Source organism: Ekhidna sp., from assembly GCF_039940915.1.
GTDB lineage: Bacteria > Bacteroidota > Bacteroidia > Cytophagales > Cyclobacteriaceae > Ekhidna.
On sequence record NZ_JBDVFO010000001.1, the window covers coordinates 904,408 to 925,019 of the forward strand.

18 protein-coding genes are annotated in these 20,612 nt (G+C 42.0%); 7 read left to right on the top strand and 11 right to left on the bottom strand.

Translation table 11 applies throughout. The features are described 5' to 3' along the window. Positions 1–12 precede the first annotated feature (12 nt). Both ABJF57_RS04175 and clpB read right to left on the bottom strand, forming a co-directional pair. Entirely contained in the window at positions 13–150 is a 138-nt protein-coding gene (locus tag ABJF57_RS04175) for a hypothetical protein (RefSeq protein ID WP_462230922.1), read from the bottom strand. After that, a complete protein-coding gene (gene clpB, locus ABJF57_RS04180) occupies positions 143–2,758 on the bottom strand; it encodes an ATP-dependent chaperone ClpB (RefSeq protein ID WP_462230920.1) in 2,616 nt (871 codons plus the stop codon). Before clpB ends, ABJF57_RS04175 begins: the two co-directional genes overlap by 8 nt. A gap of 256 nt (positions 2,759–3,014) precedes the next feature. On the opposite strand from clpB, the gene ABJF57_RS04185 reads away from it, so the two are divergent. Continuing rightward, positions 3,015–3,248, top strand: a complete 234-nt coding sequence (locus ABJF57_RS04185; protein WP_462230918.1) for a hypothetical protein — start codon at positions 3,015–3,017, stop codon at positions 3,246–3,248. Positions 3,249–3,299: 51 nt separating this feature from the next. Here the strand turns inward: ABJF57_RS04185 and ABJF57_RS04190 are convergent, their stop codons facing one another. From ABJF57_RS04190 to ABJF57_RS04205, 4 genes are read right to left on the bottom strand one after another with little or no spacing between them, the layout of a single operon-like run. Beyond that, positions 3,300–4,394: a prolipoprotein diacylglyceryl transferase gene (locus ABJF57_RS04190; protein WP_462236014.1), complete on the bottom strand. Its 1,095-nt coding sequence runs from the start codon at positions 4,392–4,394 to the stop codon at positions 3,300–3,302. A 53-nt stretch (positions 4,395–4,447) separates the two neighbouring features. Further along, positions 4,448–5,905 (bottom strand): TrkH family potassium uptake protein, encoded by a 1,458-nt coding sequence (locus ABJF57_RS04195; RefSeq protein WP_462230914.1) that lies wholly within the window; start codon positions 5,903–5,905, stop codon positions 4,448–4,450. 3 nt (positions 5,906–5,908) lie between these two features. Continuing rightward, a complete protein-coding gene (gene trkA, locus ABJF57_RS04200) occupies positions 5,909–7,249 on the bottom strand; it encodes a Trk system potassium transporter TrkA (RefSeq protein WP_462230912.1) in 1,341 nt (446 codons plus the stop codon). A gap of 59 nt (positions 7,250–7,308) precedes the next feature. Continuing rightward, entirely contained in the window at positions 7,309–8,664 is a 1,356-nt protein-coding gene (locus ABJF57_RS04205) for an alanine/glycine:cation symporter family protein (protein ID WP_462230910.1), read from the bottom strand. Positions 8,665–8,776: 112 nt separating this feature from the next. Here ABJF57_RS04205 and ABJF57_RS04210 point away from each other — a divergent pair, with 112 nt between their 5' ends. The 6 genes from ABJF57_RS04210 to ABJF57_RS04235 are packed head-to-tail and all read left to right on the top strand — an operon-like array spanning position 8,777 to position 13,861. Beyond that, entirely contained in the window at positions 8,777–9,541 is a 765-nt protein-coding gene (locus ABJF57_RS04210) for an alpha/beta fold hydrolase (protein WP_462230908.1), read from the top strand. Next, a complete protein-coding gene (locus ABJF57_RS04215) occupies positions 9,538–10,248 on the top strand; it encodes an SAM-dependent methyltransferase (RefSeq protein WP_462230905.1) in 711 nt (236 codons plus the stop codon). The genes ABJF57_RS04210 and ABJF57_RS04215 overlap by 4 nt, the downstream gene beginning before the upstream one ends. A 51-nt stretch (positions 10,249–10,299) precedes the next feature. Further along, positions 10,300–11,553, top strand: coding sequence for a methionine adenosyltransferase (gene metK / locus ABJF57_RS04220; RefSeq protein ID WP_462230903.1), 1,254 nt, complete (start codon positions 10,300–10,302; stop codon positions 11,551–11,553). A gap of 3 nt (positions 11,554–11,556) precedes the next feature. Then, a complete protein-coding gene (locus tag ABJF57_RS04225; RefSeq protein ID WP_462230901.1) occupies positions 11,557–11,970 on the top strand; it encodes a nuclear transport factor 2 family protein in 414 nt (137 codons plus the stop codon). Next, a complete protein-coding gene (locus ABJF57_RS04230) occupies positions 11,967–12,686 on the top strand; it encodes a DJ-1/PfpI family protein (protein WP_462230899.1) in 720 nt (239 codons plus the stop codon). Before ABJF57_RS04225 ends, ABJF57_RS04230 begins: the two co-directional genes overlap by 4 nt. A gap of 8 nt (positions 12,687–12,694) precedes the next feature. Further along, positions 12,695–13,861 (top strand): hypothetical protein, encoded by a 1,167-nt coding sequence (locus tag ABJF57_RS04235; protein WP_462230897.1) that lies wholly within the window; start codon positions 12,695–12,697, stop codon positions 13,859–13,861. Between the two features lie 106 nt (positions 13,862–13,967). On the opposite strand, the gene ABJF57_RS04240 is transcribed toward ABJF57_RS04235, so the two are convergent. The 5 genes from ABJF57_RS04240 to ABJF57_RS04260 all read right to left on the bottom strand — a co-directional run bounded on the left by ABJF57_RS04240 (position 13,968) and on the right by ABJF57_RS04260 (position 20,611). Next, positions 13,968–18,131 (bottom strand): BspA family leucine-rich repeat surface protein, encoded by a 4,164-nt coding sequence (locus tag ABJF57_RS04240; protein WP_462230895.1) that lies wholly within the window; start codon positions 18,129–18,131, stop codon positions 13,968–13,970. A gap of 272 nt (positions 18,132–18,403) precedes the next feature. Continuing rightward, entirely contained in the window at positions 18,404–18,880 is a 477-nt protein-coding gene (locus tag ABJF57_RS04245; protein ID WP_462230893.1) for a hypothetical protein, read from the bottom strand. Further along, positions 18,877–19,086: a nitrate/nitrite transporter NrtS gene (gene nrtS, locus ABJF57_RS04250; protein WP_462230891.1), complete on the bottom strand. Its 210-nt coding sequence runs from the start codon at positions 19,084–19,086 to the stop codon at positions 18,877–18,879. Before nrtS ends, ABJF57_RS04245 begins: the two co-directional genes overlap by 4 nt. Positions 19,087–19,202: 116 nt before the next feature. Beyond that, positions 19,203–19,730 carry a DUF4442 domain-containing protein gene (locus ABJF57_RS04255; protein WP_462230889.1) on the bottom strand — a complete coding sequence of 176 codons (528 nt, stop codon included), beginning with the start codon at positions 19,728–19,730 and terminating at the stop codon, positions 19,203–19,205. Positions 19,731–19,849: 119 nt separating this feature from the next. Beyond that, entirely contained in the window at positions 19,850–20,611 is a 762-nt protein-coding gene (locus ABJF57_RS04260) for a LytR/AlgR family response regulator transcription factor (RefSeq protein WP_462230887.1), read from the bottom strand. Between the last annotated feature and the right edge of the window lies 1 nt (position 20,612).

Below are 20,612 nucleotides of genomic sequence, written 5' to 3' on the forward strand. Positions count from 1 at the left end.
TCATCCTGATCTCTATTCTTCTTCGTCTTCTGCAATTGCTTCCTGCTGCGGCTCTTCAAGGGATTTGAACTCTTGATTGTACGTATTGTGGAAGGCGATCATAAGACCAATGATCGCCACCCAACAAAATCGCCTCCAGAGCTTACTCAATCTCTACCGCATCAAGATTCAAAAATTCCACCTGATCGTTATCTGAGAGTGTCACGCCAATCACTGAATCCTTTGCGATGTTACCTGCAAGAATCTCCTTAGATAATTCATTGAGGATTTCTCTCTGAAGAACTCTTTTTAGCGGTCGTGCTCCAAATTGTGGATCAAATCCAATCTTGCCTAGATGCTTCAGCACTTTATCATCAGCCTCGATCTTAATTCCATTCTCTTCCAATCGTTGCTGGATCAACCTGAACTGGATACCTACTATTTTTTGTAAGTCTTCCTTGCTGAGTGGTCTAAACATGATGGTTTCATCCACACGATTTAAGAACTCTGGTCTCACTGATTTTTTCAGTAACTCGAACACTTGATTTTTTGTCTCCTCGATAACTGGCTCTGGGTTGGCTTCATCCAGTTTTTCAAATTTTTCCTGAATAAGCCCCGAACCAATGTTGGTCGTCATGATAATGATGGTATTCTTGAAATTGGCAACTCTTCCTTTGTTATCCGTCAAGTGACCATCATCCAATACCTGAAGGAGAATGTTGAAAACATCAGGATGAGCCTTTTCAATCTCGTCGAGTAATATCACGCTATAAGGTTTTCTCCTCACAGCTTCTGTCAATTGACCTCCCTCATCATAGCCCACATATCCCGGAGGCGCTCCTATCAATCTACTTACCGCGTGACGTTCCTGATACTCAGACATGTCTATTCTCACCATGGAATTTTCATCATTGAAGAGGTATTCTGCCAATGCTTTTGCAAGCTCTGTTTTTCCTACGCCCGTGGTACCTAAAAATATAAAAGAGCCAATTGGTCGCTTAGGATCATGCAAACCAGCACGACTTCTTCTTACCGCATCAGACACTGCTTCGATTGCTTCTGATTGCCCGGCCAAACGTCTTCCCAGTTCGTCTTCCAGATGAATCAACTTTTCTCTGTCACTCTGAAGCATTTTGGAAACCGGAATGCCTGTCCACTTAGCTACCACCTCTGCGATATCTTCAGGGTCTACTTCTTCTTTCAGAAGGCTTTGATCTCCTTGCATTTCCACTAGTTGCTTTTGGTAAGCTTCCAACTTCTGTTCGGCATCTACAATCTTTCCATATCTGATCTCCGCTACCTTCTCATACTCACCACTTCTCTCTGCTTGCTCAGCTTCTGTTTTATACTTTTCAATGTTTTCTTTTTCTTCCCTTAAGCCTTGTATAACAGATTTCTCATTGTCCCATTTTGCCTTTAACTCCTTTCTATCCTCATCCAAGTCTGCAATTTCCTTATTGAGCTGCTTCTCTTTGTCCTTGTTTTTTTCTCTTCGGATCGCTTCACGTTCTATTTCCAACTGCATGATTTTCCTGTTTAGCTCATCAAGCTCTTCAGGAAGAGAATCAATCTCGATTCTCAATTTAGAGGCTGCTTCGTCCATCAGGTCAATGGCCTTGTCCGGAAGAAAACGATCAGAGATGTAGCGATTAGAAAGCTCCACAGCTGCTATAACAGCATCATCTTTCACGCGCACTCCGTGATGAATCTCATATTTATCCTTAATCCCTCTAAGAATTGAAATCGCATCAGACACATTTGGCTCGTCCACTACTATCGATTGAAATCTTCGTTCGAGCGCCTTATCCTTTTCAATGTACTTCTGATATTCCTGAAGAGTGGTAGCACCTATTGCATGAAGTTCTCCTCGTGCCAATGCTGGCTTCAATAAGTTGGCAGCATCCATAGCTCCCTCACCACCGCCACCGGCTCCAATGAGTGTGTGAATTTCATCTATGAATAAAATGATCTCTCCATCACTATCCGTTACTTCTTTGATCACCGCTTTGAGGCGCTCTTCAAACTCTCCTTTAAATTTCGCGCCCGCTACCAAAAGCCCCATATCCAATGAAATGATCGTTTTGGATTTTAAGTTTTCCGGCACATCTCCATCCACAATTCGTTGAGCCATTCCTTCAACAATGGCTGTCTTACCAACCCCAGGTTCTCCCAACAGAATCGGATTGTTTTTAGTCCGCCTTGCCAATATTTGAAGCACTCTCCTAATTTCCTCATCACGGCCTATCACAGGGTCAATCTTTCCGTTCTTAGCCAGCTCATTGAGATTCTTCGAGTAGCGCTCAAGCGATCGATACTTAGACTCTGCGTTCTGATCTGTTACCTTCTCACCGCCACGCAATTCCTTGATCGCCGTAATCAGTTGCTTTTCCTGAAAGCCTGCATCTTTAAGAACTTGACTTGGCTTATCACTCCCCGCCAAAATTCCAAGTATGATATGCTCTACCGCTACATACTCATCTCCAAAGTCTTTCAGGTACTTCTCTGCTTTCTGCAACGCTTTTGCTGCGTCATTCGAAAGGTACGGTTGACCTCCTGTGACTTGTGGATAGGAGCTGATTATTTCATCCAGTGGAGTTTCCACCATCTGTTTGTTCGCCCCAAGCTTCTTCAATAGGAATGAAACAAGGTTCTCATCCGACATTAAAATCGCTTTTAAAAGATGTCCTGTTTCTATTACTTGATGACCGCTACTTCCGGCAATATCTGTTGCTTTCTGAAGTGCTTCCTGTGCCTTAATTGTATAATTATTGAAATTCATCTGCCTTTTAATCTTGTACGATTGGGAGAATACAAATGGTATTCCAAAGGAATTTTTGCACTATTTCAAGACAACTTGGCAGATAAATGTTGAGACTTCTACTAAAAAGAAGACAAGTCGTCAGATAGAAATTTTTTTAAAATGATTTCAAAAAACGTAAACTTTTATTTTGTGATTTTTGATTAAAAGGGATTTATCGTTTGTATATCGCTATTAACCTTCTAATTTTAAGGTTATAATTTAAACCTGACCAAAAATGAAAAAAGTATTATTACTATTAGCGATGGTAGCATTCCTAGGGGCTTGCACATCATCGGCATCATCAGAATCTGAATCAGAGGAGGCTGTAGAAGAAGCAAGTGAGGCTACAGAGGAGTCAATGGAAGAGGTAGCTGGTGACGCTATGGATTCTCTTGAAGTCGCAGTTGATTCTCTTGCTGCAGAAGCTGCAGCTGCAGCTGATGAGATGGCTGAAGAAGCTGATCAATAAGAAGTTGATTGATATGAAATCAAAAGGGAGCAAATGCTCCCTTTTTTTATGTCAATTAAAATCCGCCATTTTCGCATCCCTGTTGTATATCCAAATCATCATAATGAATCCGACCAGTGTTAGTGGTATGCTGAGAATTTGCCCCATATTCAAAACCATTCCCTCCTCAAACGCTTCCTGATTCATTTTGAAAAATTCATCTACAAATCGGAGTGACCACATCACGATCATGAAAAGCGCAAAGTTGAAGCCCTGGGGAAGAACGTCGCGGCGCTTTACCCAGAGCCAGTAAAGAACCATCATCAACAGTAAGGCATAGGCTGCCTCATAAAGCTGAGCAGCATGCCTTACTTTACCTAAGGCCGAAATTTCAATTATTTCCCTTCCATCCTTTTGATAATTCTTATACATGAGTGGGCCTTCTCCGAAATCTACATGTTCCGTGACCTCCCGATACCTATTTAGTGCTCCTTTGAGGTTGTTTTCTACAAAATTTTTATCCTGAAGCTCAAACGCAACTCCTCTTCTGTAGGCTATGATTGCTTTTATCGGAACAATCCCTTCTGCTGGGCTTTCCATTTCTCCGCCTTTTTCAAAGCTCACACTTTCAATATCCGGTGAATACGCTAGTGTTTCCATAGCGGCTCTTGCATATACGATTCCTGTGTCTGAATTGGTCAAAGTCCCCTCCATCTCGGAATTGAAAAGATTGCCAATTCGGATCAAGGCTGCTGTTAAAGCTCCGACAATCACTAAGCGATCCAATATCCAGAGGTATCTATACTTGTATTTCTTACAGAAAAAATAGACGGCAACAAGGATTCCAAGGACTCCTCCATGACTGGCTAGTCCTCCTTCCCAAACCATCAAAATTTTAAGAGGATTCGATAAATAATATCCAGGGTTGTAGAAAAGACAATGACCTAATCTCGCACCAACAATTGTGGCCAATATCATGTAGCCCGTAATGCGCTCCACATCTTTTTCGGGTCTACCCTCAGTTTTAAATATTCTAAAAAAAATCTGCTGAGAGACAAGAAACCCAGTAGCAAAGAGTACCCCATACCATCGTGGTGCATAGTCCGTGAATGGAATGGTGAAAATGGATGGATCTACAGTCCAAATGATAAAGCTCAGCATATTCATTTAATCATGTGTTGTATGAGTGGTTCAAAGATGAGCCAATCTGTTGAAAGGCTTTAGACTTTTCTCCAGAAAAATGGTGTGAAAAGGATGAGCACAGTGAAAAGCTCCAATCGACCCAATAGCATCATAAAGGATAATATCCATTTCACACCCATGGGAAGGTGGGCAAAATTATCTACGGGTCCTACATCTCCAATGCCAGGACCAATATTCCCAAGTGTGGTAGCTACTGCTCCAAGTGAGGTATTAAAGTCAATTCCAAAGGACGATACGGCAATTGCTCCAAAGCACACAATTAGTATATAAATCATGATGAATGCCAACACATTAAACGTAATGTCCCGACTCACGGATTTTCCATTGAACCGCACCGGGATGATTGCAGAGGGGTGAAGGATTCGCTTGAGCTCCAATAAACTATTCTTGATCAGCAAAATGTGCCGCACAAGTTTTACTCCTCCGGCAGTGGAGCCAGCCGAACCTCCGGCAAACATGAGCAAGAAAAAGATCACCGTAAGGAAAGATGTCCAGGCAGTGTAATCATGTGTAACATATCCGGTTGTGGTAACGATGGATACTATTTGGAAAAGTGCATCTCTGATCGATTTTTCAAATGTGTCATGCCCAAGGTTATAGATAATTAAGCCGACCAGTAATGAGACGGAAACGCAGAAAATCAAGTAAAACCTAAATTCTTCGTTGTTTAGTACTTTTTTAAATCTACCGTGCAGACCAAAATACGTCATCGTAAAATTGGTTCCTGCCATAAACATGAAAACTATGATCACATACTGAATGAATGGATCACTGAAGTGAGCGATACTTGCATTTTTTGTTGAGAAACCTCCGGTTGCCATCGTGGTTAGGCTATGATTGATGGCATCATAAAAAGACATACCACCAACCCACAGTAGCACCATCTCAGTGAGCGTGAGTCCACAGTATATCATCCAAAGCCGTTTGGCTGTTTCCTTAATTCTTGGCTGAAGCTTATCTGGAGAAATCCCCGGTGCTTCAGCAACAAATAGCTGCATTCCGCCAATGCCCAGGAGAGGGAGGATCGCGACGGTCAAAACAATGATCCCCATTCCGCCAATCCATTGTGTCAAGCTCCGCCAAAAAAGAATCCCTTTATGAACAGATTCAATATCGGTTAATACGGTAGCCCCTGTGGTAGAAAAGCCGGATAGGGTTTCAAAAAAAGCATTGGTGATGTCTGGAATGGATCCACTGAGAATATAGGGCAGCGATCCAAAAAAAGACATGGAAAGCCAACCCATGGTTACGATGAGGTATCCGTCTTTCTTTCTTACATCGTTGCTTTGAAGATTTCTTGTTAGAAAGACAAACAGGGCGCCAAAACCAATGGTAATTAATGCTGATTGAATCAAAGCCAAGTGGTCTCCTTCGCCATAGTAAAAGCTAAAAGGCAGGCATATCAGCATAAATGCCCCATTGATGAGGAGCAAAAACCCGATGACTTTAAAAATTACCTTATAGTTAAATTGCATCGCTTACTTGAAGAAGCTCTCTACTTTTTTGATACATTCCGGCTTAGACAACACAACTACGCGATCTTTTGGGTGAAATTCAAAATTGCCTCTTACAGCAATTCCTTTTCCATCTCTGATAACACCCCCAACAATAGCGGTTCTTGGAAAGTCCAGATCTTTTAACTGACCATCCATTATCTTGGATTTCTCGCTCAGTTCAAATTCTAATATCTCCGCATCCACACCGTGGATCCCTGCGATATTTAGCACTTCGCCTTTTCTAATGTATCGGAAAATAAAGCTGGCAGCTATCAATTTCTTATTGATGAGTGTATCAATCCCGATACTCTGCGATAGGTGAATGTAATCCACATTTTCTACAAGAGCGATTGTCTTTCTTACGCCTTGATTTTTTGCTACCAAAGAGGCCATGATATTTGTCTCAGAGTTTTCTGTAAGAGCAACAAAGGCATCCATTCGGTCAATACTTTCTTCTTTCAAGAGATTAATATCGCGTCCATCTCCATTGATTATCATAGTATCCGGAAGTTCGTCCACCAGGTGAAGGCACTTTTCTTTATCAGCCTCGATGAGTTTGATGTTGTATTTTTTACTCAAGAGTTTAGCTGTATTGATTCCGACTTTACTCGCTCCCAAAATCATTACATTCTTAATTTCAAAACTCTCTTTCCCTGCCAGTGACGTCACCCGATCAATCCCATCAGGCTGTGCTATGAAGTAAGCATGGTCACCTTCCTGAAACTTATTCTCACCATACGGAATGATGGTTTTCTGATCTCGCAGAATGGCTACAGTGGTAAAATTATGGTCTGGATTGAGGTAGGCTGTTTCCGTGAGGGTCTTACCAAATAATTGAGATCCTTCGTCCACGGTGATCCCAACTAAGGAGAGCATGCCTTTTTCAAACTCAAACGTATCTGTGAGTGCCGACTGCTTCAGTAATCTTTTGATTTCTCGTGCCGCCAGTGATGCCGGAGAAATAATCTCATCAATGCCCACATTGCTAAGGTTCAGCTCTTCACGGGAGTGCAGTAGTTCAATGTTCGATATTCTGGCTATCGTTTTTTTAGCTCCCAGGCTTTTTCCAAGAATACAGGTGGTAATGTTTGTTTCCTGAATGGACGTCACCGCAATAAGCAGGTCTGTTTTTCCAATGTTAGCTTCTTTGAGTGTACGAGGTGAAGTCGAACTCCCTCGCACGGTGCTCACATCTAAATGCTGCGAGACATATTCCAGAACATTTGGATTTGAATCTATGATTACAATATCCTGCTCTTCTGCTGTTAAAAGCTTTGCAAGATGAAAGCCCATCTCACCTGCTCCTGCTATTACAATTCTCATTCTATCTTAAATGATATGACTGCAAAGATATTGCATCTAAGTACCAGCATTCCAAACATTTACTCCGATACTTGGTCGAAATAGCTTTTAGCTGCCTGCATTACCTTAGGTGCTAGTGATATTGCTGATATCATTGTAGGTATTGCCATCAATCCATAGCCAACAAATACAAGGTTGATCACAATATCTAAACTAGAGACCGCTCCAAAAATGACAAGCGCGATATAATAATAGTGGAAGTATTTGGTATACTTAGCTCCTATCATGAACGAAAAACACTTTTGTCCATAGTATGCCAGACCAAAGATTGTCGTGATCGCAAAAATCATAACACAGACGACTAAAATGTAAGGCCCAACGCCTGGCAAACTGGCCTCAAACGCTTTTGATGTAAGGACAATACCGTCCGCCTCACCACTGTCCCAAACTCCTGTAATCAGGATGCATAGCCCTGTCATTGTACATACCACGATCGTATCAATCGCTGGGCCGAGCATGGCCACTAGGCCTTCGCGTACAGGCTCTTTTGTTTTAGCAGCTCCATGCATCATAGGAGCTGTTCCTATCCCCGCTTCATTCGAAAAAGCAGCTCTTTTTGCTCCTTCAATAACAATGGCACCAACAGCACCTCCAAGTACTGCCTTGGCAGAAAAAGCATCTTCCAAAATGAACAGAAATGATGGGATTATTTCTCCGAGGTTCATTAGTAAAATAAGAACCACACTTCCTACAAATAATAGAACCATGGAAGGAACCAATTTTGAGGCTACATTTCCTATTCGCTTAATTCCTCCTAAAATCACCAACGCTACGATTGCCGCAAGGATAATTCCGATGGTCAAATCAACACCAAATGAATCTGGAACTCCCGCTGGGATAAGCACAACGTCTTTAAACACCGCAACCATCTGGTTTGCCTGAAAAACTGGTGTCGCTCCAATAAAGCAAGACACACAAAAGAATATGGCCAAAAACATCCACTTTTTGCCCATCCCTTCACGTATCACGTACATAGGCCCACCCTGCAAATCACCTTCTGAATCTTTTCCTCTATAAAGCACCGCTAGTGTGCACGTGAAAAATTTGGTTGCCATTCCAAAAAAAGCGCTAATCCACATCCAAAATAAAGCTCCGGGACCTCCTGCTGCTATTGCTAAGGCTACCCCACTTACATTTCCCATTCCTATGGTTGCAGCTAGTGCCCCTGATAATGCTTGAAAGTGATTTATATCCCCTGGATCGTCCGGGTCATCGTACTTACCTCTCAAAACATTTATGGCATGACCAAGGAATCGGAAAGGAAGAAATCTCGAGTAAATAAGGAAAAAGAAACCCCCACCGAGAAGTAAAATGAGCAATGGCGGCCCCCATAAAAAGTTTACCGCATCAGATAAAAAGCTGCTTATTGAGTTCATAAAGGCCGTGAAGGTAATATGTATCTTTGAGTCAAATCAATTTTATTGGCATTGAAATGAACAAAAAGAAGGTTTTGATCATTAGTAGTGCCATACTTGGAAGTCAAAATTCATGAAGTTAAACTTTAGAACACTCGGATCCGGTAGCCCCCTCATCATTATGCATGGGGTATTTGGGTCGTCTGATAACTGGCAGACATTAGGAAAGGTTTTCGCGGAGAATTTCAAGGTTTACCTGGTAGACCTTAGAAATCATGGCAATTCGCCCCACAGTGATGAGTTTGATTATGATGTCATGGTTGAGGATGTGGTTGAGCTAATGGAAGATGAAGGAATAAGTCAAGCGCATATCCTTGGGCACTCGATGGGAGGAAAGGTCGCCATGCATCTAGCTACTCAACACGCTGATTTAGTTGATAAACTCATGGTTGTGGATATTGCTCCTAAATACTATGCGCCTCACCATCAGCAGATTTTTGAAGGGTTTCATTCGGTGGATTTGGAGAAGTTACAAAATCGAAAGGAAGCAGATGATCAAATGGCTCAGGTGATTGCAAATTTTGGTGTACGTCAGTTTATTTTGAAAAATTTGAATCGAAAACAGGACGGGACTTTTAACTGGAAACTGAATCTTGAAGTAATTGAAGCGGCCATTGAGAAGGTAGGGGAAGGAATCGAAGGGGCAGTCGGTTTTGACGGGACAGCACTTTTTATTGCTGGCGGAAAATCTGACTACCTTGTTTCCCAGGATCATGAACTTATTAGGAGTCTTTTCCCAAATGCAGAAATTGTAACGGTTGATGGAGCTGGGCATTGGGTACATGCTGAAAAGCCACGTGAGCTTGGCGAATTAGTCATTGAATTTTTATCCAAATGAGTCAAGGAAAACTATTTCTTATCCCCACATACTTATCTTCGGATAACGACGCATCATTCATGTCGCCGATGGTAACAGAGGTACTGAAAAACACCACGCACTACTTCGTAGAGAACGTTCGAACTGCCCGACGATTCATCAGTAGTCTTAAAGCAGGGATTACCATTGAAGAGTTGGAATTCGAAATACTGGACAAAAAGTCAAACTGGGATCAGATGTATGCCCTTTTTGACCCAATCCGAAACGGTCAGGACATGGCAGTAATCTCAGAAGCGGGGGTGCCTTGCCTGGCAGACCCAGGCAACCTTGCCGTCAGCTTTGCACATCAGACTCATGTTCAAGTGGTGCCCATGCCCGGTTCCTCATCCATCCAAATGGCACTCATTGCTTCTGGTTTCAATGGTCAACGCTTCACATTTCATGGCTATTTACCTATCGACAAGAGTCCAAGGCAGCAAAAAATAAGAGAACTGGAAAAGCTAAGTCAATCTGGATACACCCAGCTGTTCATGGAAACTCCATATCGCAATCAGCAGTTGATCAAAGACATTCTGAAAATCTGTCGTCCGGACACCTTGCTTAGTATCGCAGCAGATATCTCAGGCTCTCAGGAAAAAATACTGACTCAACCTGTTTCAAAGTGGCAGAAAACTGACATTCAAATACATAAAATCCCGGCAATATTTAGTTTTGGACAATTCCCCTAAAGGAGTTCACCGAATCTTCTAAATTTGCCCGCCTAAAGAAAAGAAATATAGATGCCTTATTTATTTACATCAGAGTCCGTAAGCGAAGGACACCCAGATAAAATTGCTGATCAGATTTCTGATGCACTCGTTGATCACTTTCTAGCATTTGATCCCGACAGCAAGGTGGCATGCGAAACCATGGTAACAACTGGTCTGGTTGCACTTGCTGGAGAAGTAAAAACCACGGCATACATAGATGTTCAAAACATTGCTCGTGAAGTCATTAACAAGATCGGCTATACCAAAGGTGAGTACATGTTTGATGGCAACTCCTGCGGTGTAATTTCTGCGATCCATGAACAATCACCTGATATCAATCAAGGTGTAGAAAGAGCATCGGAAGATGAACAAGGTGCAGGAGATCAGGGAATGATGTTTGGCTATGCCACCAAGGAGACCGACAATTATATGCCTTTGGCACTCAATCTTTCGCATAAAATATTGATGGAGCTGTCCGAAATACGCAAGGAAGGGAAGCAAATGACTTACCTACGCCCGGATGCAAAATCACAGGTCACCATCGAGTATGACGACAATAATCAGCCCATTAGAATAGACGCCATTGTCGTGTCAACTCAACATGATGATTTTGATAATGAAGACAGCATGTTGAAAAAAATCAAGGAAGATATCATTAAGATTCTAATTCCCCGAGTTAAGAACAAGCTCAAGGAACAGAATCAAGCGTTGTTTAATGAGCAAATCAAATATCACATTAACCCTACTGGGAAATTTGTGATTGGCGGCCCGCATGGAGATGCTGGTCTTACTGGAAGAAAGATCATCGTAGATACCTATGGTGGCAAAGGCGCACACGGTGGTGGAGCGTTCTCAGGAAAAGATCCTTCAAAAGTGGATAGATCTGCTGCTTATGCTACAAGGCACATCGCGAAAAACCTGGTAGCCGCAGGAGTAGCGGATGAAATTCTCGTTCAGGTTTCGTATGCAATTGGAGTAGCGGAGCCAATGGGTATTTATGTAAACACGTATGGTACTGCCAATGTGGACATGAACGATGGAGAGATCGCCAAGATTGTAGAAAAGATTTTCGATATGCGCCCGGCATATATCATCAAAAGACTGAAGCTAAAAGAACCTATCTACTCAGAGTCTGCAGCTTACGGTCATATGGGAAGAGTTCCTGAGGTAAAGCAAGTAAACTTCATAGGGAATGGTGGTGAAGAAGTGAAGAAAGTGGTAGAAACCTTTACATGGGAAAAGCTCGATTACGTAGATCAGGTAAAAGAGGCTTTTAATCTGTAAGTCATGAAGGAGCCCTTAAGCAGCTGGCATGAGGTTGTGAAAAACAACGACGCAAAGCTGCTTAAATCCATCTTAGCTAAAGAAGCTGTTTTCTATTCTCCAATTTTATTCAAACCGCAAAAAGGTCGGAAAACCGTCATGACCTATTTGCTCTCTGCTGCAAAAATGTTTGAAGACACTGGTTTTCATTACGTAAAGGAATTGGTCACAGAAAAAGAAGCTGTCCTGGAATTCAATGCGATAATCGATGGAATCCAGATTGATGGTGTGGATATCATTTCATGGAATAAAGAGGGGAAAATCACTGAATTTAAGGTCATGCTGCGTCCATCTAAAGCTATTGAAACAGTGGGTAAAAAAATGAAGGCATACCTTGAAAGTATGAGCCTCTTGGACAAACTAAAATTGAAGCTATGAAAAACCTCAACCTATTTTTCTGTCTTGCATTGGTCGCTTTGGCTTGTCAGCCACCGACTGAAAATGACGCAATCCAGATTGATCCTGTTGCAGAAGGAGAATTTTTTAATGCGGCATTTTTAATGATTGACGGTGTTTACAACTCTGAGTTGATGGCGCCATATGACATCTTCCAGCACACTATTTTCCATACTGAAGGTGGCATCAGGGTGTTCACGGTCAATGAAACCATGGACACAGTAACCACTTTTGAGGGGCTTAAGCTCATCCCTCATTATTCTTTTGATAGCCCCGATCTTCCTGAAATCGACATCTTGGTTGTCCCGAGTGCGGAACACAACATGGACTCAGACCTTGAAAACGAAAAGCTCATCAACTGGGTGGCGGATATTGGAGCAAAAGCAGATTATGTCATGTCGCTTTGCGATGGAGCTTTCGTGCTTGCCAAAGCAGGGCTTGTTGCAGGCAAAGAGTCCACCACGTTTCCCACAGATATTGACAAATACAGAGAAACTTTTCCAGCCTTAAAAGTGCACGAAGACGTCTCCTTTGTACATCATAACAAGCTCCTCACCTCAGCCGGTGGTGCCAAATCCTACGATGTGTCCTTATATCTTGTTCATCATTTGTATGGAGATCAAGTAGCCAAAGGAGTTGGCAGAGGTCTCGTCATTGATTGGGAGCTAAGTGATTATAAATTTGTACGAGTAGAATAATTTCCAAAATGCAAATAATTGAAGTCAACGATAAGAAAACAGCCCGTGAGTTTTTGCAGTTGCCCATCAGGCTTTACAAAAATGAACCGAATTGGATACGTCCATTAGACAAAGACCTTAATGGCGTCTTTGATCCGAAGGTGAATAAGTTTTTTCGGAATGGAGAGTGTTCGCGCTGGATTCTCAAGGATCATAGCGGAAATACTACAGGTCGTATTGCAGCTTTCATTAATCAGAAAACAGTAAATAAAGATAATGATCAGCCGACGGGTGGGGTTGGCTTCTTTGAATGCATAGATGATCAGGAATCGGCAAACCTCCTTTTTGATACCGGTAAAAAATGGCTTGAAGAGCGAGGCATGGAGGCCATGGATGGCCCCATTAATTTCGGTGATCGTGACAATTGGTGGGGGTTATTGATAGATGGATTTGATAGACCTGCCAATTATCAATGCAATTACAACTACCCTTATTACAAGCTGCTGTTTGAAAATTATGGGTTTGAGGTTTACTTCAAGCAATTTACATTTGGACGACCTGTAATGGATCCTCTCAGCGATCGACTGTATGTAAAAGCTGAACTAGCGAAAAAGGATGCAGACTATACTTTCAGACATATTGAGAAGAAGCATTTAAAAAAATATGCTGAAGATTTTAGGACCGTATATAATGACGCCTGGGCTCGACATCCGGGCGTAGCTAAAATGTCTTCCTTACAATCCAATGCGATCATCAAAAAAATGAAGCCCATCATGGATGAGAAAATCATGTGGTTTGGCTATCATAAGGATCAACCTGTTGGCTTTTACATCAATATCCCTGAACTGAATCAGGTTTTCAAACACGTAAACGGTAAGCTAGATCTAATCGGAAAACTTAAGTTTGTTTACCACAAGTTTCGTAAGACCAATAAAAAGATGATCGGGTTGGTCTTTGGTATTTCACCAGATCATCAGGGAAAAGGAGTAGATGGCGCACTAATCATGGCAATCAGAGATGTAATTCAAGAAACCTACACCCGATATGAGCAGCTGGAAATGAACTGGATCGGGGATTTTAACCCTAAAATGATAAAGGTCGTGGAACAGGTTGGCGGTGATGTTGTAAAAACACACCATACGTATCGGTACCTGTTTGACCGCTCAAAGGAGTTTAAGCGAATGCCTATCAAGTGAGTTTAAGCTGCCGCCTCCGATTACGTATTCACAAAAATAAAGCGACCACTGAGGTCGTCCTTTAAAATTCCGCTTTGCCTTTTTGGTTATTCTTAGGATCTAAAACCTACTCATTCCTAATCATTCGGTACGTTTCCAACGTTTTCCCTTCCGCATTTTTTAGTACCAACAAATAAGTCCCTGGCTTAAGACTTGATACATCAATGGTCTCCGTATTATTTAATTTTCGGAGCAGTTTACCATTCAAATCACTGATTTCTATCTGACTTACATTCTGTGATTCAATGTGGATATCCCCTTGTGTCGGGTTTGGATAGAAAATGATGTCTGCATCGGTCAATCCAAGAATTTTTTCGATGATTAAGGTGCCGTTTTCCAAGCTAAAGGAGTAATTGTTGTCTTTCCCGCCGGATACTGTGATTGCATAAGATCCTGGTGTCGCGGTATTTGTGATTAAGGTACTAACCGCCGGAACTTCATCCAGCACACTGGGGGTTTCATCATTGACAAATCCCGCATACGATAACGCTAATTCCGGGACTGATTCTCCTTGTAAAATGGTTTGATCGTTAGCAGTGACCGTGAGTGGTGTTTTTTCGACCGTCAGCGTCCCAGACTCATAACTGATAAAAGTATAATTTGGAGAACTTCCCCCAGAAACATCGATGGGATAAACCCCTGTTTCGCTTGTCGGTGTTGCTGTAGTAATAGCCGCAGCAGTGGTTGTGAGGTCGCTTTCACTTTCTCCCGGCGCAAAGCCCTCATAGCTAATACCGAGGACAGGGTTGGACGCCCCATATTTGCGTGATGTATCATCCGCTCGTACGGTCAGTGGCGCTTGATTGACCGTGATGGTTGCCTCGTCATCTGCAGAATTGTAGTGCTCATCTCCAGGCTGGGATGCCGTGATTTGAGTTGCGCCTACACCTATTATGCTTAATGTACTTCCGGATATGGTAGCCACAGTATTATCTACTGGTACAGAATACGTGATGGGTAGATTGGAAGATGCTGTTGCTGAGAGTTCCAACGTACCCATTGAGTAGCTTGCATCCTCCAGATTTTCAAAGGTTATCGTTTGTGCGCAATCTATGCCATCGTCATTGATCGTCCATGGAATCACAGCGATGGCATCAGCTGCTGAACAATAGGTAAGCCCATCGGCTCCAAGTATCAATCCATCGGTTAGCGTTTGTGTAGACCAACCCGTCAGTATCCTGTCATAATTGACTGTGGTGATTCCTGTTTTATCTAACATGCTTGACACATCGGTGACTGAAGACATGTCCCAACTGCTAATGTCTTGATTGAAACTGCTCGCATTCAAAAACATACCACTCATATTTTCTACATTACTTACGTTCCAGTTTCCAATGTACTGATTGAAGCTTTTTGCTTGGAAAAACATGGATTCCATATCCTTTACCAATCGAAGATCGGGGCTATCTGAAGCTTGCAGCGTCACTTGCTCACAGCCATAAAAACTATAAGCCATCGATTCCCAGAAAATATCTCCCCATTGCTCTACTGTTAAAAGTTTTGATGCAAACCCGCTTCCGAAAATATAAAAGCTAGGATAAGCACCTGTAATGGCTACCTCATAGACTCCCTCTTCTTCAAAGGTCAGATAAACATTTTCTGATTTCCCTTGAATAGTCCCTTCATTTGATGAAGATCCAACTTTTTTCCATGAGACATCATAGTGGTAATTTCCTGAGAAAATGGATCCGTCTGTGGTTGGTATGATAATCCCATCTCCTGGTCGGTCGCTTTGCCAGGTGGTCACGAATGGTTGCTGATCGACATCTGAGGGCAGGACGTGGATAAAAATGAACGCATCTTCGGCGGCAGGAATACTGCCCCCATCTCCTGGTTGGCTTGCAATTACTTTTACACTTCCCGGGCTAACAATATGTACAGTACTTCCGCTAATGGTTGCTATTGATTCATCGGAAGTGCTGAGAGTAACGGGTAAGCCGAAGGAAGAGGTAGCAATCACCTCAAAATCGGGATCGCCAGCGTGTTTTATCGGAATACTATTAAATGTAATTGTCTGTGAACAATCCATTGCATCTCCATCAATCGTCCAATTTTTTTCAGAGAGTAATATATTTCGAGCTGCTCCTGATGCACAATATCCTAATCTCTGGGCACCCAGCCTGAGATTTGTAGGTAATGAAGGTTGATTCGCCCAAGCATGAAGGATCTTATCATAGGTTACATTGGAGATTCCACTAAAATTTAACATCTCTGCCATATCCGTTACTGCTCCAAGGTTCCAGCTACCAATGTCCTGATTAAAACCAAAAGCACTGCGGAACATGCCAGACATATCAGTAACAGCACTTACATTCCAACCAGAGATGTTCTGGTCAAAATTGACAGCAAACCGGAACATGTTATCCATCCTTGATGACTTACTCACATTCCATTCGGATATATTTTGATTAAATGAGTGAGCTCCATCAAACATCGAAATCATGGAACACACATTACCCACATTCCAACCACCAATATTCTGGTTAAATGAAGTAGCTCCATTGAACATTTCATCCATAAACAGGACGCTAGATACATCCCAGCTACCAATGCTTTGATTAAAAATAGTCGCACCCTTAAACATACTTCCTGTGTTCAAAACCTTGCTCACGTCCCAGTCCGCAATGTATTGGTTGAAGCTTTTAGCTCCCTCGAACAACCGGAACATATGAGTAATGTTACGCGTGTCCCAATTTCCAATGTTCGCATCAAAGTTCACGGCATCTATAAACATGCCGGACATGCTTGAAACGCCAAGTAAAATGGGGGAATCTTGCGCCGTTACATTCATGTTGGAGCAACCATAAAATGCATGGTTCATATCCTTCCACAGAATGTCTCCCCACTGACTGACCGTCAACAGCTTATCACTGTTTGCCGCATTGTTGAAATACAAATGCGGAAAATCTCCTGTGATGGAAACTTCATATGTCACTTCATCCATGAAGGTGATGGTATGGTTTGCTGTTATCCCCGAAGCTGAATCCTCAATATCACCTTCTCCTATTTTTTTCCAGGATACATCATAATTATAAGAATAGTTTACTGAATTGGTTGGGATCGTAATTGCATCGCCACTTGCATTACTTTGCCAGGTCGTAACGAAGGGTCTTTGATCGTCCAGCGTCTCCAGTACGAGCAAATAAGCAACCGCTTCTGCCTCAGAGTAATTACCATCACTCACATTGCTGGCCGTAATAATTGCATTTCCTGCACTTTCTATGTGGATGATATTTCCTGCACTGATGGTTGCAACACTTGGATCGGAAGAAAAGAGCATTACCGGAAGCCCTGATTCGGCAGTTGTGCTAACGGTAAAATCCTCATCGCCCACTAACTTCACTGGGATTGCTTCTATGGTGACAGCATCATTACAGTTTTGCTCCCCATCTGTAATGGTCCATCCATGGGTGTCGATCAGATTCTGCCTGGCAGTTTCTCCATCACAAAATTGGAGGTTTGATGCCCCCAGTGATAGTCCGGTATTCAGATTTTGAGAAGCCCAGCCTTGTAAAATCTTGTCGTAGTTGGGTCGGTTGATGCCAGAATTATTAAGCATCCCTGTTACATTATTTACACTTTCCATATTCCAACTGCTGATGTCTTGATTGAAATTGGTAGCTCCATTGAACATTTGTCGCATATCTGTTACGTTACTCACAACCCAGCCGGAAATATTCTGATTAAAGTTAGAGGCTAGCCGAAACATGTTACTCATGCTAGCAACACCTCTCACGTCCCAATCGCTAATGTCATGATTGAAGTTTGCATTCTCGCGAAACATGTGAGCCATGCTTGACACACCTGATAAATCAGGATTATCCTCAGCATTGATAACTAAATTCGAACAACCCCAGAATGAACCTGCCATTGAAGTCCATGCAATGTCTCCCCATTGCTCGACGGAAAGTAGTTGGAGTCGATCCTCATGGTTTTGGTTGAAGTAGATCCGCGGAAAGTCTCCAGAAATAGATACTTCGTATATTCCGTCTCCTAGAAATGTAATCGAATAATCTCCTGTTATATTGATGGCGGATCCTTCATCGGTTAGGTTTCCCTGAACCTTCCATGAGATATCGTAATCGTAGCCAGTCCCAGTTGTGGGAATGGTTATTGTTTGGTCAATATCTGTACTTGCCCAAGTGGTGATGAAAGGAGCCTGGGTGTAAGCCGCGGCAAAGGAAAAAACTGTACTTACCAGAACCAGTATTCTTTTGATTGAACCTTGCATTTACTTCTTTTTTAAAGATGAGAAAATTTCAAGTTTATTCAATCGGAGATTGACTTGTCCAAATCAGAAACGACTTTCCATCAAAGTATACCTTAAGTCCACCTCCTTCTGAAGATTCCTGCTGAATTACAATGCTGATGCACTAGTATCCCTTTCGGAATTGGAGGAAAAGTGGCAAGGGCAAGGGTTAATGATTAATTCAACGTAGTAGTAAAACACACGATAGCAATTTGGAACTTCTTTTTCAGATCATCGGCATTTTAGTCAATTGATCAAACGACCGGTTTCGTGACAGTTGATGTCACCAATAGGCTTTTCATTAACTCGCAAACGGAAGGGAAGACAACAGGATCAGAAATTTCTTGTTGCGTAAGTATTAATATCTGCTTGTTTGCGTCAAATGTAATTGACTTTGCTTCCTCTACGGCAAGGAGTTCAAAGTCAAGTCCGGCGTTTTTAATATGTGAAGAAGCTGTGATTTTAGTGCTTCTCGCAGTGGCGTACGACGCAAGAAAAATAGGTTTTCCAGGGAAAAGAGCTACAGACCTTTTGATGACTTCCCCATATTTTTCCTTGACCGTGGAAGACAAAGCAGTCGAAATAACAATTCCTGCTACGTCCTTGTGATTCATTCGAGTCAATTCCTTGATCTCTCCAATTGGCTGGGCCTCAAAACCTGTGGCGGAAACCAGCTTCTTCATGTCCGTGACAATCAAGGAGCTTGGTCTGGCTAAAATTACTTTTTTCATAACTTTTTCCTTTCTTCTTTTTTGATGTGCATAGAGCGAGAGATACTAGCCACGCAAAAAGGAACCAGGTAGTTAAGGAAAATGCGTAAAACATCTTTATTGGAAAGATTCCATGCCATGAGCGAATCATACTGATTGATTAGGCTCAGTAAGGTTCCCACAACGATTGCGATTTTGATGGAATCAAAAACCTGTTCTAAAGTCATTTTGATGGCTGGTTAGGCTCCTCAATATTATCAATTGATAATGTGAATCTCAAATGAAATCGACCAGATGGCACTTTGAATGGTCGTACCGTCACAAAAAAGACTTTAGCCGTAATTCATTTGCTGTCGGCCTTTTTTTTTCTCTTTTCCTTGTAGTATGCTTTGTCGGCAACATAGATTGTCTTTTCGATTTCGCAGAAAAGTTTGCCTTCTTTGCTCGTTAGCCGTACCATTTTTACAAGGTCTACTTCTTTCTTTTCTCGAATCTCCTGCTTCAATTTGATCACTTCCTCTTCCGTGAATTCAAAAACTGAATACGCGTCTGTCCCAGCCGGGCGCTTAAATCTTACAGTGGAAGACTTATCCCAAACGACAAAGTCTGTTCCTAACAGCTGTATGAGTTGCACCATATAAATAGGGTCAGTAGCCGAAAAAAGGCTTCCTCCAAAAATGGTTCCTACATAGTTCTTGTTTTTGTAAGAGATTGGAATCTTTATTTCTATCCTACTCAAGTCTTGTGTGACCGAAGTAATTCGGCCCGTAGACCTTCGATACATGGGAGATAGGTTAAAAAACACTTTGAAGAGTCTGTGTGAGTGTTTTTTAAAGTATTTGTTGGAAATCCGGGTAAGCAGCTGGTACATATTTACGCTTTAATCACTCGAACTTAATGATTTTATCTTTCGAAAACCGATAGCAAATGCCCCTCAAGAATCTCCACTTTGTTCCTGACGCTTAGGTCAAGAATTTCCAATGAAAACAGTTAGCGCAGTTCTAACCAATTTCTGAAATCCGGAGTTCTGCTATTTGAGGTATAGAGCGTTATTGCGGGTCTTTCAAGTGTGATCGCCAGTCGGTTTTTTGTGTAAGGTTCATACTTTACTATGTGATCGAAACTGATGATTTCACTTCTATTGATCATGAAAAAAATGGAAGGATCAACGAACTCGTACATCTGACTTAACGAGTGATTAAGAATGTGCTTTTCTCCTAAAGAGTCAATTGCCGTTACAAAATCTCCCTGCGCTTGAAAATAGGCAATATCCGCAACTTTGAGCAAAAAAACGCCATTCCTTCTTTTTACAGGAAAGGTAGACCTATAGGTTTTCCGATGAGAAATGAGCGATTGAATACTTGCTATCAAATCGCTCGACATTGCTCCATCATTTTGTGTACTGAAGAGCGAAGCATACTTATCCCAGGCCTTAGCGAAATCTTCATCACTATACGGCTTTAGCAAATATGCGATTCCATTGGTTTGAAAAGCATCCACATAAAAAGTATCATAGGATGTGCAAAAAATAATTGGGCATTTGGGTCGTATCAAATCGAAAAGTTTGAAAACGTTTCCATCAAGCAATTCAATGTCAGAAAAAATGAGGTCAACCTTCTGCTCTTTCAGGTACACAACACCATCAACTATGCTTCGCTTCCAATCTATCTCTGCTTCTGCAGCTACTGATCTCACCAGGTGCATGAGTTTCTCGCCAGCGGGTTGTTCGTCTTCTAAAATCAGTATTTTCATG